At 69.2% G+C, this 18,232-nt stretch carries 11 protein-coding genes; 5 read left to right on the top strand and 6 right to left on the bottom strand.

What is annotated here, in order from left to right; all coding sequences use genetic code 11:
* The first annotated feature begins 57 nt into the window (after nucleotides 1-57).
* The 3 genes from QZM15_RS22155 (at nucleotide 58) to QZM15_RS22145 (ending at nucleotide 4,687) form a co-directional block, all read left to right on the top strand.
* Entirely contained in the window at nucleotides 58-2,400 is a 2,343-nt protein-coding gene (locus QZM15_RS22155) for a fimbria/pilus outer membrane usher protein (RefSeq protein WP_367032345.1), read from the top strand.
* Nucleotides 2,401-2,489: 89 nt separating this feature from the next.
* Entirely contained in the window at nucleotides 2,490-3,899 is a 1,410-nt protein-coding gene (gene argH, locus QZM15_RS22150; protein ID WP_059576672.1) for an argininosuccinate lyase, read from the top strand.
* Between the two features lie 104 nt (nucleotides 3,900-4,003).
* Entirely contained in the window at nucleotides 4,004-4,687 is a 684-nt protein-coding gene (locus QZM15_RS22145; RefSeq protein ID WP_302107248.1) for an HAD family phosphatase, read from the top strand.
* Between the two features lie 82 nt (nucleotides 4,688-4,769).
* Here QZM15_RS22145 and QZM15_RS22140 read toward each other — a convergent pair whose 3' ends face one another.
* The 5 genes from QZM15_RS22140 to apbC form a co-directional block, all read right to left on the bottom strand.
* Nucleotides 4,770-5,564: a lysozyme inhibitor LprI family protein gene (locus QZM15_RS22140; protein WP_059646326.1), complete on the bottom strand. Its 795-nt coding sequence runs from the start codon at nucleotides 5,562-5,564 to the stop codon at nucleotides 4,770-4,772.
* Complete coding sequence (locus QZM15_RS22135) at nucleotides 5,564-7,843, bottom strand: arginine/lysine/ornithine decarboxylase (protein ID WP_060966788.1); 2,280 nt, start codon at nucleotides 7,841-7,843, stop codon at nucleotides 5,564-5,566. The genes QZM15_RS22140 and QZM15_RS22135 overlap by 1 nt, the downstream gene beginning before the upstream one ends.
* Nucleotides 7,844-7,924: 81 nt before the next feature.
* Nucleotides 7,925-8,494: a dCTP deaminase gene (gene dcd, locus QZM15_RS22130; RefSeq protein ID WP_006398615.1), complete on the bottom strand. Its 570-nt coding sequence runs from the start codon at nucleotides 8,492-8,494 to the stop codon at nucleotides 7,925-7,927.
* Nucleotides 8,495-8,762: 268 nt separating this feature from the next.
* Complete coding sequence (sodC, locus tag QZM15_RS22125; protein WP_059576681.1) at nucleotides 8,763-9,299, bottom strand: superoxide dismutase [Cu-Zn]; 537 nt, start codon at nucleotides 9,297-9,299, stop codon at nucleotides 8,763-8,765.
* Between the two features lie 133 nt (nucleotides 9,300-9,432).
* Complete coding sequence (gene apbC, locus QZM15_RS22120; RefSeq protein WP_059646323.1) at nucleotides 9,433-10,524, bottom strand: iron-sulfur cluster carrier protein ApbC; 1,092 nt, start codon at nucleotides 10,522-10,524, stop codon at nucleotides 9,433-9,435.
* 352 nt (nucleotides 10,525-10,876) lie between these two features.
* On the opposite strand from apbC, the gene QZM15_RS22115 reads away from it, so the two are divergent.
* Entirely contained in the window at nucleotides 10,877-11,524 is a 648-nt protein-coding gene (locus QZM15_RS22115) for an OmpA family protein (protein ID WP_059576687.1), read from the top strand.
* Between the two features lie 378 nt (nucleotides 11,525-11,902).
* On the top strand, nucleotides 11,903-14,059 hold the full coding sequence (gene metG, locus QZM15_RS22110; protein ID WP_059576690.1) for a methionine--tRNA ligase: 2,157 nt from the start codon (nucleotides 11,903-11,905) through the stop codon (nucleotides 14,057-14,059).
* Between the two features lie 91 nt (nucleotides 14,060-14,150).
* Here the strand turns inward: metG and QZM15_RS22105 are convergent, their stop codons facing one another.
* Nucleotides 14,151-18,203 carry a translocation/assembly module TamB domain-containing protein gene (locus tag QZM15_RS22105; RefSeq protein WP_302107247.1) on the bottom strand — a complete coding sequence of 1,351 codons (4,053 nt, stop codon included), beginning with the start codon at nucleotides 18,201-18,203 and terminating at the stop codon, nucleotides 14,151-14,153.
* Between the last annotated feature and the right edge of the window lie 29 nt (nucleotides 18,204-18,232).

The following is an 18,232-nucleotide window of genomic DNA, read 5'->3' as shown; positions in this document are numbered from 1 at the left end:
GATCGCACGACGTTGCCCGTGCCGACGCCGAGCAAGATCCTCCGGGCCGACTGCCCCGTGCGACACGCCGGGCCGGCCCGACCCACCGCCGCGCTGCTCGCGCTGGCGCTGATACTCGCGCTGCGCGCGCCCGCCGTATGCGCGCAGCCGGCGCCGATGCCGGCCGCCGCCGTGTCCGAAGCCGCGGCGCAAGCCGACGGGCTGTATCTCGACGTGTCGCTCAACGGCGAACCGACGCACCGGATCGCCCGGTTCCGGCAGATCGACGGGCGGCTGTACGCGGGCTCCGCCGACCTGAACGATCTGGGCATCGCGACCGGCGGCCCCGCGAACGCACCGTCGAACACGCTCGTCGCGCTCGATACGCTCGCGGGGCTGCGCTACGATTACGACGCCGGCCGGCAGACGCTCGACCTGCGCGTGCCCGATGCACTGCGCATTCCGCACACGTTCGATACGCGCGCGCTCGCCGCCGCGCCGCCGGCGACGTCCGGCCGCGGCTTCGTGCTGAACTACGATGCCTACGCGCAAACCGTCGCGCGCGCGCCGCTCGCGGTCTGGAGCGAGGCGCGCTATTTCGATCCGGCCGGCGTACTCAGCAGCACCGGCATCGCGTACCTGTACGACGACCGCCGGCGCTACGTGCGCTACGACACGTCCTGGACCCGCTCGAATCCCCGCACGCTCACGACGACCCAGGTCGGCGACACGATTTCGTCGTCGCTGTCCTGGACGCGCTCGCTGCGCCTGGGGGGCGTGCAGTGGCGCAGCAATTTCGGCCTGCGCCCCGACCTCGTCACGTTTCCGGTGCCCGCGCTGTCCGGCAGCGCGGTCGTGCCGACGTCGGTCGACCTGTACGTCAACAACGTGCGCCAGTTCAGCGGCGACGTGCCGAGCGGGCCATTCGTGATCAACAGCGTGCCGGGCATCACCGGCGCGGGCAACGCGACGGTCGTCACGCGCGACGCGCTCGGCCGCTCGATCGCGACGTCGATTCCGCTGTACGTCGATACGCGCCTGCTGGCCCCCGGCCTCGCCAGCTATTCGGTCGAAGCCGGTTTCCTGCGCCGCGCGTACGGCACCGATTCGTTCGACTACGCGCGCACGCCGGCGGCGAGCGGCTCGCTGCGCTACGGGATCAGCGAGCGGCTGACCGTCGAAGCGCACGGGGAAGCGACGGCCGGCGTCTACAACGCCGGCGCCGGCGTGCTCGCACGCCTCGGCGAGCGCGGCGTGGCGAACGCGTCGCTGGCGCTCAGCGCGCCGGGCAGCACCGGCGTGCAGGCGGGCGTCGGCTACCAGTACGTGACGCCGCGCTTCTCGATCGACGCGCAGACCCTGCGCGCATTCGGCGACTACGTCGACCTGGGCAGCCGCGAAGGCGTGCCGGTCTCGCGCGCCACCGATCGCGTGACGGTGTCGTTCCCGTTCCTGCGCGCGCAAACGCTGTCGTTCAGCTATCTGGCCCTCAAGTATCCGGGCGTCGCCGCGTCGCGGATCGGCTCGATCGCTTACCTCGTCAATCTGGGCGGGCTGACCTCGATCACGTTCAGCGGCTTCCAGGACTTCCGGCAACGCGATGCGCGCGGCTTCTTCGTGAGCCTGAGCATCGGGCTGGGCGGCAACACGTCTGTCTCCGCGAACGCCGGGCGGCAGAACGGCGAATCGACCTACACGCTCAATGCATCGCGGCCGCCCGACTACGGCGGCGGCTTCGGCTGGAACGTGCAGGCCGGCACCCAAGCGGGCACCCGCTACGGGCAGGGCCAGCTGCAGTATCTCGGCCGCGCCGGCCAGCTCACGCTGCTCGCGCAATCGTTCGACGGGCGCGCCAACGCGGCGGTCGACGTCACCGGCGCGTTCGTGCTGATGGACGGCCGGGTGATGACGGCGCGCCGCGTCGACGACGGCTTCGCGCTCGTCTCGACCGACACGGGGCGCGTGCCCGTGCTACACCAGAACCGGCTGATCGGCGCGACGGACCACGCCGGCTACCTGCTGGTGCCCGACCTGAATGCGTACCAGAACAATCGCATCGCGATCGACGGCAGCGCGCTGCCGGCCGACGCGCGGATCGCCGACACGACGCTCGACGTCGTGCCGCAGGCCCGCTCCGGCGTGCTCGCGCACTTCGCCATCACGCGCTACAGCGCCGCGTCGATCGCGCTGCGCGCGTCGGACGGCACGCCGCTTCCGCCGGGGCTCGAGGTCCGCCACGTCGAAAGCGGCCAGCGCACGATCGTCGGCTACGACGGCCTGACCTTCGTCGACGGCCTCGTCGCGAACAACCACCTGGAGATTTCCGGCGGCGGCCGCGACTGCACCGTCGAATTCGCGTACCGGCGGCCGGACGACGGCACGCTGCCGCGCATCGGCCCGCTGACCTGCAGCCCGCGGTAGCGCGCGCCGGCCGCCCGCTTCGCGAATGTTAGAATCGCGGGATTCCCTCGGCGGCGCACGGCCGCCCAACTCCCCTTCGAAGAATCGCCATGACGTCCCAACTGCACAAAAAGGGCGAGGCCTGGTCGGCCCGCTTCTCGGAACCGATGTCGGAGCTGGTCAAGCGCTACACGTCGTCGGTGTTTTTCGACAAGCGCCTCGCGCTCGTCGACATCGCCGGCTCGCTCGCGCACGCGAACATGCTCGCCGCGCAGAAGATCATCAGCGCCGACGACCTGGCCGCGATCGAACGCGGGATGGCGCAGATCAAGGGCGAGATCGAGCGTGGCGAATTCGAATGGCAGCTCGACCTGGAAGACGTCCACCTGAACATCGAGGCGCGCCTGACCGCGCTGATCGGCGATGCCGGCAAGCGCCTGCATACGGGCCGCTCGCGCAACGACCAGGTCGCGACCGACATCCGCCTGTGGCTGCGCGGCGAGATCGACCGCATCGGCGGCCTGCTGAACGACCTGCGCGGCGCGCTGATCGACCTCGCGGAACAGAACGCCGACACGATCATGCCGGGCTTCACGCACCTGCAGGTCGCGCAGCCGGTCACGTTCGGCCACCATCTCCTCGCATACGTCGAGATGTTCACGCGCGACGCGGAACGCATGCGCGACTGCCGCACCCGCGTGAACCGCCTGCCGCTCGGCGCGGCCGCGCTCGCCGGCACCAGCTATCCGATCGATCGCCACGCGGTCGCGAAGACGCTCGGCTTCGACGGCATCTGCGCGAACTCGCTCGACGCGGTGTCCGATCGCGACTTCGCGATCGAATTCACGGCGGCGTCGGCGCTCGTGATGACGCACGTGTCGCGTTTCTCCGAAGAGCTCGTGCTGTGGATGAGCCCGCGCGTCGGCTTCATCGACATCGCCGACCGCTTCTGCACCGGCAGCTCGATCATGCCGCAGAAGAAGAACCCCGACGTGCCCGAGCTCGCGCGCGGCAAGACCGGCCGCGTGAACGGCCACCTGATGGCGCTCCTCACGCTGATGAAGGGCCAGCCGCTCGCGTACAACAAGGACAACCAGGAAGACAAGGAACCGCTGTTCGACACGGTCGACACCGTCGCCGACACGCTGCGGATCTTCGCCGAGATGGTCGCCGGCATCACCGTGAAGCCGGATGCAATGCGCGCGGCCGCGCTGCAGGGCTTCTCGACCGCCACCGACCTCGCCGACTACCTGGTCAAGCGCGGCCTGCCGTTCCGCGACGCGCACGAAGCCGTCGCGCACGCGGTGAAGATCTGCGACGATCGCGGCATCGACCTCGCCGACCTGACGCTCGACGAAATGAAGCAGGAACTGCCGAACGTCGCGCACCTGATCGGCGACGACGTGTTCGGCTACCTGACGCTCGAAGGGTCGGTCGCGAGCCGCAACCACCCGGGCGGCACCGCGCCCGACCAGGTGCGTGCAGCCGCCAAGGCTGCCCGCGCCGCGCTGGGCCAGTAACGGCCCGCGGTTCCGGACGGACGCCCGCGGCGTCCGTTTTTCATTCGGGCGGCCATCGTGCCGCTCGTCGCCTTCGCCGCTTCACCGCTTCACGGATGCTCCCGATGACCTTCTCCGCCGCGCTCTTCGACATGGACGGCCTGCTCGTCGATTCCGAGCGGACCATCATGAACACGTGGATCGACGTGTCGAACGCGCACGGCGTCGTGCTGACCGAGATCGATTACCTGCAGATCGTCGGCCGCTCGTTCGCCGAAGGCCAGGTGATCCTCGCGCGGCTGATCGGCGACCCCGCTACGTTCGACGCGGTGCGCGTCCGCGTGCGCGAGCAGCTCGCCGCCCCGGAGCCCCATCCGAAGTTTCCGCTGAAGCCGGGCGCGCTTGCGCTGCTCGACACGCTCGCGCAGGCCGGCATTCCGTGCGCGGTCGCGTCGTCGTCCGCGGGCGACGTGATCCGCGCGCGGCTCGACGCGGTCGGCGTGCTGCCGTTCTTCCGCGCGGTCGCGGGCGGCGACGAAGTCGCGCGCGGCAAGCCCGACCCGGCCGTCTACCGGCTCGCGGCCGAACGCCTCGGCGTGCCGGCCCACGCGTGCATCGCGTTCGAGGACAGCGACTTCGGCGCGCTGTCGGCCGCCGGCGCCGGCGCGGCGGTCGTCACCGTGCCCGACCTGAAGGCGCCGACGCCGGAGATCGTCGCGCTGAGCCTGCACGTGCTCGCGTCGCTCGACGATGCGCTCGCGCTCGTGCCGTCGTGGTTCGGGCTGCAGGGCATGTCGCAGTCGGCGTAGGCGATACACCGCGCCATGCAAAACGGGCACCCTCGGGTGCCCGTTTTGTCGTGTCGCCGGCTCGGCAGCGGCGCGGCAGTCGTTACCGGTTGCCGGCCGTCTCCGACAGCCGCTTCATCGTCGCGATGCGCGCGCCGATCAGGTCGACGCGCCCGTCCTCGCCGACGAGCGGCGCGGTCGCATCGCGGAACGCCACCCACGCGCGCTGCGCGCGCACGAGCGTCGCGGCCGAATGCGCGGGCATCTTGCGGCGCAACTTCTGGTAATAGCGGTTCAGGTCGAACAGCGCGTGCTCGCACGCGGCATCCTGCGCACACGGCCGCACGCGGCGCAGCGCCGGCTCGCGCGGCGCGTTCGCCGGCTTGGCGCCGCCCTGCGCACCGCTCGTCGCCGCGACCGGCACGGCGGCGGGCGGCGGCGCATAGCGATCGGCCGCCCCGCGCAGCGCCAGCGCGCGATCGCGCACCGGCTGCAGTTGCAAGTCGGCGCTCGACATCGCATACGCGGTGCCGCGCGTCGTGTCGTACACGGCCTTCAGCAGCAGCACCTCGTCCTTGCGCCACGTGAGCCAGCGGCGCTGGCTGTCCTGCCAGCCGCGCTTCGCGTCGGCCGGCGCATCCTTCAACAGGCGCTGGTACGCGCCGTCCATCACGGCCTGCCACTGCTGCTGCGCCTCGCCCATGCACTGGATCTGTCCGGCTGGCGACGACCGGTCGCGCCGCGCGAGGCATTGCCGCATCGCGACGTCGATCGGGTCGGCCGCCGCGACTTCCGCATGGGCGACACCGGCGCCCGCGAGCCCCGTCAATCCTGCCGCCCAGACGACGAGCGCGGCCAGCGCCGCGCGCATCGTCCGGATTCGTCCATGCGTCGCCATCAGTCGCGCACGCAGTCGACGAAGTACTCGACGCGGCCGTTCACCTCTTCCGCGACGAGGCCGTGGATGTCGGTGTGGAAGCCCGGGAAGCGCTCGTTGAAGTCGCGCGCGAACCGCAGGTAGTTCACGATCGTCTTGTTGAAGCGCTCGCCCGGGATCAGCAGCGGAATGCCCGGCGGGTACGGCGTGAGCAGGATGCTCGTCACGCGGCCTTCGAGCTCGTCGAGCGGCACGCGGTCGATCTTGCGGTGCGCGAGCTTCGCGAACGCGTCCGACGGCTTCATCGCCGGCTCCATGTCCGACAGGTACATCTCGGTCGTCAGGCGCGCGATGTCGTTCGCGCGGTACACGTCGTGGATCTGCGTGCAGAGGTCGCGCAGGCCGACGCGCTCGTAGCGCGGATGCTGCGCGACGAATTCCGGCAACACGCGCCACAGCGGCTGGTTGTTGTCGTAGTCGTCCTTGAACTGCTGCAGCTCCGTCACCATCGAGTTCCAGCGGCCCTTCGTGATGCCGATCGTGAACATGATGAAGAACGAGTACAGCCCGGTCTTCTCGACGATGATCCCGTGCTCGGCCAGGTACTTCGTGACGATCGCGGCCGGAATGCCGGTCTCGCCGAACTCGCCGTCGACGTCGAGCCCCGGCGTGATGATCGTCGCCTTGATCGGGTCGAGCATGTTGAAGCCTTCCGCGAGCGGGCCGAAGCCGTGCCAGTGGTCGTTCGGCTTCAGCATCCAGTCGTCGCGCGAACCGATGCCTTCCTCGGACAGGTTGTCCGGGCCCCACACGCTGAAGAACCAGTCGTCGCCGTATTCGGCGTCGACCTTGCGCATCGCGCGGCGGAAGTCGATCGCCTCGGCGATCGACTCCTCGACGAGCGCGGTGCCGCCCGGCGGCTCCATCATCGCGGCCGCGACGTCGCACGACGCGATGATCGCGTACTGCGGGCTCGTCGACGTGTGCATCAGGTACGCCTCGTTGAAGCGGTGCTTGTCGAACGTGCGGTTCTCCGAATCCTGCACGACGATCTGCGACGCCTGCGAGATGCCCGCGAGCAGCTTGTGCGTCGAGTGCGTCGCGAACACGAGCGCGCCGGTGCGCGGACGGCCGTCGCCGATCGCGTGCATGTCGCGGTAGAACGGGTGGAACGTCGCGTGCGGCAGCCACGCTTCGTCGAAGTGCAGCGTGTCGAGCAGGTCGCCGAGCAGGTCCTTGATCATCTCGACGTTGTAGACGACGCCGTCGTACGTGCTCTGCGTGATCGTCAGAATGCGCGGCTTCATGTCCGGGTTCTGGCGCATCGCCTCGCGCGCGAACGGGTTCGCCTCGATCTTCCTGCGGATGTTCTCCGGCTTGAATTCGTCGCGCGGGATCGGCCCGATGATGCCGAAATGGTTGCGCGTCGGCGTGAGGAACACGGGGATCGCGCCCGTCATCGTGATCGCGTGCAGGATCGACTTGTGGCAGTTGCGGTCGACCAGCACGATGTCGCCGGGCGCGACCGTCGCATGCCAGACGATCTTGTTCGACGTCGACGTGCCGTTGGTCACGAAGAACAGGTGGTCGGCGCTGAAGATGCGCGCCGCATTGCGCTCGGACGCCGCGACCGGGCCCGTGTGGTCGAGCAGCTGGCCGAGCTCGTCCACCGCGTTGCAGACGTCCGCGCGCAGCATGTTCTCGCCGAAGAACTGGTGGAACATCTGGCCGAGCGGGTTCTTCAGGAACGCGACGCCGCCCGAGTGACCGGGGCAGTGCCACGAGTACGAGCCTTCGTCCGCGTACTTGACGAGCTCCTTGAAGAACGGCGGCGCGAGCGAATCGAGATAGACCTTCGCCTCGCGGATGATGTGGCGCGCGACGAACTCCGGCGTGTCCTCGAACATGTGGATGAAGCCGTGCAGTTCGCGCAGGATGTCGTTCGGCAGATGGCGCGACGTGCGCGTCTCGCCGTACAGGAAGATCGGGATGTCCGCGTTGCGGCGGCGCACTTCGGTGACGAACGCGCGCAGCTCGATGATCGCGGTCGCGAGCTCGGGCAGCTCGCCGTCCGGGCCGGTTTCGCCGAGCATGAGTTCGTCGTCGTCGATCGACAGGATGAAGCACGACGCGCGGCTCGATTGCTGCGCGAACGACGTCAGATCGCCGTAGCTCGTGAGGCCGAGGACTTCGACGCCCTCCTTCTCGATCGCTTCGGCCAACGCCCGGATGCCGGAGCCCGAGATGTTCTCGGAGCGGAAATCTTCGTCGATGATGACGACGGGGAAACGAAACTTCATGGGCGATTCTCCAAAAAGAACGACCGCGGCGCGTCACGCGCAGCGGTCACCCGGAAACTGGTGAGACGTTATGCAACCAGATCAGGTTTTCGGCAGCGTGACACCGCGCTGCCCCTGATACTTGCCGCCGCGATCGGCGTACGACACGTCGCACACCTCGTCGCTTTCGAAGAAGAGCACCTGCGCGACGCCTTCGTTCGCGTAGATCTTCGCGGGCAACGGCGTGGTGTTCGAGAATTCCAGCGTGACGTAGCCTTCCCATTCGGGTTCGAACGGTGTCACGTTGACGATGATCCCGCAGCGCGCGTAGGTCGACTTGCCGAGGCAGACGGTGAGCACGGTGCGCGGGATGCGGAAATATTCGACGGTGCGGGCCAGCGCGAACGAGTTCGGCGGGATGATGCACACGTCGCCCTTGAAATCGACAAACGAACCCTCGTCGAAGTTCTTCGGATCGACGATCGTCGAGTTGATGTTCGTGAAGATCTTGAATTCGTCCGCGCAGCGGATGTCGTAGCCGTAGCTCGACGTGCCGTAGCTGACGATCCGGCGGCCGTCCTCGGACGCGCGGACCTGATCGGGCACGAATGGCTCGATCATCTTGTGCTCTTCGGCCATGCGCCGAATCCATTTGTCGGACTTGATGCTCATGCCAGCCTCCGCCGGGCCGTCCCAAGGGCGTAGCAGGGAATTCGCAGAGCACCGCTCTGCGCCTGCGCAGCCGGCCGGCTTTGCAAAGCCGGCCGTGGGCGGCTGGCCGTCCCGTCGGGGGACAACGAACGAAGTGAGCGTTGGGGTCGTTGCATATTCAGGGCGCCTGGAAACGCTGCGTGACAGTCGGTGGGGGCCTTACCCGCGAAGCGGCGGCCGGGAAAGGCGCACATTTTACGCGATCATCGGGCCACGCACGCGGCGGCCGTCAACGGATCACGCCGCACGCCAGCGCGGGCCCCGCGCCATGCTGCGCGAACGCCGGGTCGCTCGAGTCGCGGTGCACCAGCGCCGCCCGGTTCATCGCCGAGCGCACGCCATCGAGGGCCAGATCGGGCGCGACGATGAAGCCGGCCGCGACGCCGTTCGCGTCCGCATGGATGTTGCCGAGATCGCCGGCGACGCGCGCCCCGGCGCGCAGCCGGTCGGCGGCCGGCGCGAACACGGGGCCTGCGCTCGAGCCGTCGCCGGCGTTGCAGTCGCCGCGTTCGTGCACCTGCAGCGCGTGATCGCTGTTCGGCGGCAGGCCGACCAGGTTGTAGGTGACCTGCACGCCGTCCGGGCGCTCGACGAATGTCACCGCGCCGCGCGCCTGCGAGCCGACCGTCGGCTGCAGTTGCGCGTCGGCCCGTTTTTCGTGCGACGAGGAAAAGGAGGTACAGCCGGCCAGCAGGCCCAGCGCGGCGGCGGCCAGCAGCGCGCGCCGGGCGCGGCCGGCGCGCACGCCGTGATGTCGTTGTTTCATTCGATCCTCATGCCGGCTGGCGGCCGTTTGACACGGCGGCCGCGCCGGGCGGGTAAAGGGACCCGGGAAAAGTCGCCATGATACCGCGCCTCGCGGCGCCGTAAACAGCGTAAGGCCCCGCCCCGCAAGGGTTTTACGTATTTTGAACAACGATCGACGGGAACTTCGACGTCATGTCGCGCGATCGCTCGGCAATCGCCAGCGCGACCCCGCGCGCGATGTCGCGGTAGCGACGCGCGAGCGCGCCTTCGGGATCGGCCGCGACCGTCGGCGTGCCGCTGTCGGCGCGCTCGCGGATCGCGATGTCGAGCGGCAGGCTGCCGAGCACGTTCACGTCGTAATCCTTCGCCATCCGCTCGGCCCCGCCGGCGCCGAAGATGTGCTCCTCGTGGCCGCAGTTCGAGCAGATGTGGATGCTCATGTTCTCGACGATGCCGAGGATCGGAATCCCGACCTTCTCGAACATCTTCAGCCCCTTCTTCGCGTCGAGCAGCGCGATGTCCTGCGGCGTCGTGACGATCACCGCGCCGGTGACGGGCACGCGCTGCGCGAGCGTGAGCTGGATGTCGCCGGTGCCCGGCGGCATGTCGACGATCAGGTAGTCGAGCTCGCGCCAGTTGGTCTGGCGCAGCAGCTGCTCGAGCGCGGACGTCGCCATCGGGCCGCGCCACACCATCGGGTTGTCTTCCTCGATCAGGAAGCCGATCGAGTTCGCCTGCAAGCCGTGGCCGACGAGCGGGTTCATCGATTGATTGTCGGGCGACTCGGGGCGCTGGCCGTGGATGCCGAGCATCGTCGGCAGCGACGGGCCGTAGATGTCGGCGTCGAGTATGCCGACCGACGCGCCTTCCGCGGCAAGCGCGAGCGCGAGGTTCACGGCCGTCGTGCTCTTGCCGACGCCGCCCTTGCCCGACGCGACCGCGACGATGTTCTTCACATTCGGCAACAACTTCACGCCGCGCTGCACCGTATGCGCGACGATTTCCTGCGACACGGCGACGCGCGCGTCGCGCACGCCCGGCACGCCCTGGAGCGCCGCGGCGACGCGCGCGCGCACGTCGTCGTGCTGGCTGCGCGCGGGATAACCGAGCACCACGTCGAGCGCCACGACGTCGCCGTCGATCGCGACGTTGCGCACGCCCTTGTTCGCCGCATACGGGCGGCCGGTATTGGGGTCGACGACTGCCGCCAGCGCGGCGTCGACTTGTGCCCGGTCAATGCTCATCAAGACTCCGTGAAAACGTTTTTCTCGCGCGCAAACGTCAAAAAATATCAAATTACGCTGCGAAAATCGGGAAAAGTGAAAGAATCTGTTGCACGCCATTGCGCGAACGCGCGACCCGGCGCACTCTTCGCGTGCGGCATGCTATAGGGCCAAATCGGCCATTCACCGCCTATATTGTAGAGGCTGACGCGTCGCCCCGCCCGAACAGCCCCGCTGACGGACAGGGCATGCGAGCGCCTCGGCGGCTGCCGCGAGCGCAGGCCGGCCCTCCTTTTTCGGACGGCCCGCGCAGGGAGCCATAACTGTTGTTTGTCGTCGTTGTCGACTCGTTCAACCAAGAGAGGAATCCAAGATGAACATGAAAATCGCGACTCGCCTGTCCGTCTTCGCACTCGCCGGCGCACTGCTCGCAGGCTGCGCCACGCAGCAAGGCAACAATACGGCCGTCGGCACCGGCACGGGCGCGGCGCTGGGCGCAGGGATCGGCGCACTGGCCGGCGGCGGCAAGGGCGCGGCGATCGGCGCGGGCGTCGGCGCACTGGTTGGCGGCGTGACGGGTTACAACTGGCAAGCGATCAAGAACAAGCTCGCGCCGTCGGCGGCGCAGACGGGCACGCAGGTCACCGAGCAGCCGGACGGCTCGCTGAAGCTGAACGTGCCGAGCTCGGTCACGTTCGCGACGAACCAGTACGCGATCACGCCGGCGTTCACGCCGCTGCTGAACGACCTCGCGACGACGCTGAACCAGAACCCGCAACTGACGGCGTCGATCGTCGGCTACACGGACAGCACGGGCTCGGCGCAGTTGAACCAGACGCTGTCGCAGAACCGTGCGCAAAGCGTCGTGAACGCGCTCGTGCAGCGCGGCGTGAACGGCGGTCGTCTGTCGGCGCAAGGCATGGGCCCGTCGAACCCGATCGCTGACAACGCGACTGAAGCCGGTCGCGCCCAGAACCGCCGCGTCGAGATCTACCTGCGCGCGCCGCAACAGCATCAGTAAGCACGACCACGAGGGGAGACGTGCGGGCATCCTGCCCGCACAGCCCCGCCCGGCAAGGCTTTGGGCGGGGCCGGTAACAAATCGAAAAAATTTTCGAACTTCTGTCGCAGGCCGTGGTCAGTATTTACGGTACGCGGCTGGTGTTGCCGGCGCGTCACCATTCTCCTCTTGTCGTTGTTGCTCCGGGGCCGTATCCGCCCCGGTTTTTTTTGCCCGCCGAATTCGTGCTGCAGCGCAGCACAACACGGCCGGGCACGCCGCACGTGCGGCCTCGTCCCCGCTGCCGCCCCGTCGCGGCGCATGCTCGCCGCGCTGGTCCGCGCCCCTGCTAGAATCGCAGTTTCCCGTCGTTTTTCCCGCTGTTCTTCTCCAGACCCTATGTCCGCATCCGACCTCACTTCCGTGCAGGCTGCGGCGCCGCAAGGCGGCCGCCAGATCCTCGTTACGTCCGCCCTGCCCTATGCCAACGGGCAGATCCACATCGGCCACCTGGTCGAGTACATCCAGACCGACATCTGGGTGCGGACGCTGCGAATGCATGGCCACGAGGTCTACTACATCGGCGCCGACGATACGCACGGCACGCCGATCATGCTGCGCGCGGAGGCGGAAGGCCTGACCCCGAAGCAGCTGATCGACCGCGTGTGGGCCGAGCACAAGCGCGACTTCGACAGCTTCGGCGTGTCGTTCGACAACTTCTACTCGACCGATTCGGACGAGAACCGCGTGCTGAGCGAGAAGATCTATCTCGCGCTGCGGGAAGCCGGCCTGATCGCCGAACGCGAAATCGAGCAGGCCTACGATCCGGTCAAGGAAATGTTCCTGCCGGACCGCTTCATCAAGGGCGAGTGCCCGAAGTGCCACGCGAAGGACCAGTACGGCGACAGCTGCGAAGTGTGCGGCTCCACCTACCTGCCGACCGAGCTGCTGAACCCGTATTCGGTCGTGTCGGGCGCGACGCCGGTGCGCAAGACCTCGAAGCACTACTTCTTCCGCCTGTCCGACCCGCGCTGCGAATCGTTCCTGCGCGAATGGGTGAGCGGCCTCGCGCAGCCCGAGGCGACCAACAAGATGCGCGAATGGCTCGGCGACGCCGGCGAAGCCAAGCTCGCCGACTGGGACATCTCGCGTGACGCGCCGTACTTCGGCTTCGAGATCCCGGGCGCGCCCGGCAAGTATTTCTACGTGTGGCTCGACGCGCCGGTCGGCTACTACGCGAGCTTCAAGAACCTGTGCGCGCGCAACGGCGTCGATTTCGATGCGTGGATCCGCCCCGGCTCGAAGGCCGAGCAGTACCACTTCATCGGCAAGGACATCCTGTACTTCCACACGCTGTTCTGGCCCGCGATGCTCGAGTTCTCGGGCCACCGCACGCCGACCAACGTGTTCGCGCACGGCTTCCTGACGGTCGACGGCGCGAAGATGTCGAAGTCGCGCGGCACGTTCATCACCGCGCAGAGCTACATCGACACGGGCCTGAACCCCGAGTGGCTGCGCTACTACTTCGCCGCGAAGCTGAACGCGACGATGGAAGACATCGACCTGAACCTCGACGACTTCCAGGCGCGCGTGAACAGCGATCTCGTCGGCAAGTACGTGAACATCGCGAGCCGCGCGGCCGGCTTCCTGATCAAGCGTTTCGACGGCCGCGTGCAGGACAGCGCGATGAACCATCCGCTCGTCGCGAAGCTGCGCGATGCCATTGCGCAGATCGCCGCGAGCTACGAAGCACGCGAATACGGCCGCGCGCTGCGCCACACGATGGAGCTCGCGGACGAAGTGAACGCGTACGTCGACGGCGCGAAGCCGTGGGATCTCGCGAAGGATCCGGCCAACGCGGTCGCGCTGCACGAAACCTGCAGCGTGAGCCTCGAGGCGTTCCGCCTGCTGTCGCTCGCGCTGAAGCCGGTGATACCGCGCGTCGCCGAAGCGGTCGAAGCGTTCTTCGGGATCGCGCCGCTCGCGTGGGCCGATGCCGCGAAGCCGCTGTCGTCGGCGCAGCCGATCAAGGCGTACCAGCATCTGATGACGCGCGTCGATGCGAAGCAGATCGAAGCGCTGCTGGCCGCGAACCGCGATTCGCTGCAGGCCGGAGCAACGGGTGCGGCCGCCGCGAGCGCGAACGCCGCGAAGGACGCGAAGAACAACGCGAAGGCGAACGCGAAGCCGGCCGCCGCGAATGGCGCCGACGACGCGCCGATCTCGATCGACGATTTCGCGAAGATCGACCTGCGCATCGCGAAGATCGTCGCGTGCCAGGCCGTCGAAGGCTCGGACAAGCTGTTGCAGCTCACGCTCGACGTCGGCGAGGAAAAGACCCGCAACGTGTTCTCGGGCATCAAGTCCGCGTACCAGCCCGAGCAGCTCGTCGGCAAGCTAACGGTGATGGTGGCGAACCTCGCGCCGCGCAAGATGAAGTTCGGCCTGTCCGAAGGGATGGTGCTCGCCGCGTCGGCCACCGACGAGAAGGCGGAACCGGGCCTCTACATCCTCGAGCCGCACAGCGGCGCGAAGCCGGGCATGCGCGTGAAGTAAGCGCAACGCGCTGCTGCCGGCGCGAAAAAGCCCCGCACGATGCGAATCGTGCGGGGCTTTTTTATCGTCGCCCGGTACGCCGTGCCCGCCCTCACCGCTGCCCGAACCACCGATCGAAGCGCCGCGTGTAGTTCAGGTCGACACCCTGGAACGTGCCGCCGTACGCCGACACCGACCAGAAGCGCGTCAGGTTGATCGTCGCCTTGAACGCGTTGCTCGCCGATTGCAGCCCCTGCTCGAAGCCGAGCACGAAGCGCTCGTTGATCGCCTTCGACACCAGCACGACCTGCGGATCGGTCAGGCCGACTTCGCTGCGGCCGACCGACACCTCGTCGAGACCGAAAGTCTGTGCGACACGCTTGCCGGTCACGCTGCCGAGCAGCCCGAGCGCCGCGGTCATCGCGCCCTGCTGGCCGACGTTGTTGCCCTGGTCGGTACCGTGCCCGAACAGCAGCCACGACAGCTTTTCGTTGTCGGTGACGTTCGGCTCCGACACGAGCTTGACCGTCGGCGACTGGATCGTGCCGACCACCTGCACGCCGGCCTCGACCTCCTGGTTGCGCCGCATCGCGAGAATGTTCACGCCCGGGTTCGACACCGGGCCGTTGAACGTGAAGAAGCCGTTCTCGATCGCGAGCTTGCGGCCGAACGTCGTGTACGTCGAGCCTTCGGTCACGCGCACGTTGCCGACCGCGCGCAGCGGCACGCCCGGCGCGCTCATCACGGTGATCGTGCCGCGCAGCCCGAGATCCGCGCCGTGGCCCTTGAAGCGGAAGTTGTTGCCGAGGCCGACGTCGATGTTCGCGCGCGGCGCCAGCGACGGCGCCGGCTTGTTGTCGACCGGCTTCGGCTTCGCGGCCGCGGTGCCGGTCGGCGTCTCGCCGCGCACCGTGCCGTCCGGCTGCACGATCACGACGTCGTCGGACAGGTGCGGCGCCGATTGCTCGGGCAGGTCGAACAGCGCGCGATCGACCATGAACTTGCCGTCGATCGACAGCGCGCCGCGCGGCCCGTCGTTCGCGACGGTGGCCTTGCCCGACAGCGACAGCTTGCGGTCGGGCGCCGCGAACAGTTCGAGCTTGTCCGCGACGATGCTCGCGGTCAGGTCCGGCGCCTCGCCGTCGAGGCGCACGCGGCCGAGCGCGCGCAGCGTGCCGTCGCCGCCGTGGAACTCGACCTGCTGGAATTCGACGAGGTTGTCCGACAGCTTCACGCGCACGATCCCGTCCTTCAACTGCACGCCCTGATCGATCAGCGTCGCGGACAGCTCGTCGCCGGTCAGCGTCCCCGACAGGTTCGGCTTCACCGGCGTGCCGGAGACGGTCAATTTCAGCGCCGCGCGCCCGCCGAGCAGGTAGCTCGGCCCGAACAGGTTACCGGTGGTCTTCAGCGCCGGGATGTCGGCTTCGATGCGGCCCGACAGCGGACCGTCGTCGACGATACCGAACACGCCGTCGCGCAGCGCGAACGGCACTGCGACGTTCGCGTCGAGCGTGCCGATCCGGCTCGCCTTCGCGAGCGCCGTCACGTTGAGCCGGTTGCCGGGCGCGAAGCTCGCGCGTGCGGACAGGTCGGTCAGGCCGAGCGACGCGATGCCGCGCCCGGTCTCGATCGTCACGTCGCCGCCGCGGCGCTTCACCTGCACGTAGCCCGTCGCGTTCGCGCCGAGCGAGAAATCCCAGTCGGCATCGAGCACGACGTCGGTCCGCACCGGCGGCCGCTGGCCGGTCAGCGCCTGGCGCACCTCGAGGAAACGCGCGACCGACGCGCCCGTCACGGCGCCCGCCGAGCGCATCTGGCCGTGATCGAACACGAACGATTTCAGGTCGATCGCCGCGCCTTCGAGCGTGAGCCGCGTCGCGCCGAGCGTCACGCGCCCGGCGCCGGCCGATATCGTCAGCGGCGCCTGCAGCGCGAGCGCCGGCGTGCCGCGATTCGCGAGACGCGTGACGGTGCCGTCCCAGCGCATGCCGTCGCGGGTCTCGACCACACCGCCGTTCGCCGCGAGCGTCAGGTCGATCACGCGGCCGCCGGCCGCCCCGAGCGCCGATGCGTCGAGCGTGTGCTTCGCGCGCGTGCCGTCGAGGTTCGCGCGCAACGACTTCAACTGGAACGACCCGAGCGCGATGTCGGCCGCGTCGGCCGTGAACACGAGGGCGCCGTGCGCGCCGTCGCGGATGTCCGCGCGGCCCTGCGCGGTGCCGATCCGGTTCGAGCCGACGACGACGTGCTCGGCCTTGTAGGTGGCCGTCACGTTCGGATGCGCGAAGCTGCCGGTCAGGTCGCCCTGCGCCTGCACGAGCCCTTCGACGCCGAAGCCGAGCCGGTCGAGCTGCGGCGCGTCGACGACGAAGCGCAGCCGGTCGCCGGGTGCGCCAAAGCTGCCGCGCAGGTCGACGTGGTTGCCGGCGATCGACAGGTTCGCGTTGCTCGGCAGGATCCGCGAGCCGGCGAGCTGCACGACGCCGGCGCCCGTCAGCGGCACGCCGTCGTACAGGCTGTCGGCGAGCTTGAAGGTCGCCTTCGTCGACACTTGCGGCGCGAACCCGCCCGATGCGGTCAGCGTGCCCGACACGCGCGTCTCGCCGCGCCTGGCCGGCGCCTTGGCGGCCTTCGCCGGCGCCTTGCCGCCGCCCGCCTTCGGCGCGCTCGCCGCGGCGAGCAGCAGCGGATCGAACGCGGTCAGCGTCGCCTTCGCGTCATAGGTCGAATGCGCGTCGTGGCGGAACACGCCCGTCAGGTCGATGCGCCCCTTGCCGGCCGTCACGCGCGTGTCGGTCAGCACGGTCTGCTGCCGCGTCAGCGCGACCTTGGCGCGCGCGCCGAGCGCGAGCTTCGGGTCGTTCAGGTTGAAATCGACGGTCGTCACGTCGCCCGCGAGCGTCACGCCAAGCGGGCCGCCGAGGCGCATCGGCCGCAGCTCGGCGACGAACGCGTTCAGGTCGAGGTTCGCGACCTTCAGGTCGAAGCGGCCCTTGCCGCCCGCGAGCGTACCGCCGCCGGTCACGCTGCCGTCGCGGATCAGCTTCAGCGCGAGGCCGTCGATGCGCTGCGCGTGCGCGTCGAGATGCACGGTCGCGTGCGCGTCGATCACCGGCAGCAGATGGTCGCCGAGCGTGCCCGGCTTCGCGTTGACGATCGACACCGGGCCCGTCACCGCGAAGCCCTTCGCGGGCGCGGAGCCCGCCGGCGCGCTCACCGGCGCGAGTTCCGCGCGCACCGCGAGATCGGCCGCGGGCGCGCCGGGCGACAGCGCCTGCGGGTTCACGTGGTCGAACGCGAGCGACGCACGCGTGAGCGGCACCGGGCCGAACGGCGCGGCCTCGACGTGCGCGCGCCCGTTCAGCTTCATCCCGCTCGCGTCGACGTCGGCGACGAGCGCCTCGAGCGAGCCCGACACACGGGCCCGCGCGTCGACCGGTTCGTCGGACAGCTTGCCGGCGTAGGTCGCCTCGCCCGTCAGCGCGAACGGCTTCACGCCGTCGAGCTTCGCGCGCGCAGTCAGCGCGCCGTACGGCGTATCGACGCCGTCGAGCACGAGTTCATGATGACGGCCGTCGCTGCGGCCGTTCAGCGCGAGATGGTCGAGCTGCGTCGTCGAGCCGCCGTCGTGAATGGCGAGGCGATCGACGCGCAGGTCGTCGATCCGCACCTGCAGCGGCAGGCTCAGGTTCTGCGGCGTCGTGCTCGGCGTCGACGGCCCCGGCGCGATCCGCACGTCGATCGTGCCGGCGCGCAGATACGCGATGGACAGCCGCCACGGCGCGCGCGTCAGCGCCCAGCGACCGTCGAGCCGGTCGATGCGAACCTCGGTGCCGGTGCCGTCGGGGCTCGTCCACGCGAACCCGCGCAAGCGCACGCCGGTCGCGAGCGAGCCGCCGTCGAGCGTGCCGGCGAGCCGCGTGCCGAGCACCTTGCCGGCCGCCTGCCACGCGAGCCGCGTGCCGCGCTCCGTCGTCACCGCCCCGACCACGAGCCCCGCCGCCAGCACGACGAGCAGCACGAGCGACGCGAGCGTCCACGCGAGAACGCGCCACGCGCGGCCGCGCCGCGGCGCGCGCGGCGGCCGCGGCGGCGTATCGGGCGCGCCGTCGGGCGAATCCGGATCGTGAGGCGGCGGCGTGTCGTTCGGGTCCTTCGTCATGCGGTTCGTCGTGCGTGTCGTCGTGAACA

The organism is Burkholderia sp. AU44665 (genome assembly GCF_030504405.1).
GTDB lineage: Bacteria > Pseudomonadota > Gammaproteobacteria > Burkholderiales > Burkholderiaceae > Burkholderia > Burkholderia semiarida.
This window is presented reverse-complemented; position numbering and strand designations above follow the sequence as displayed.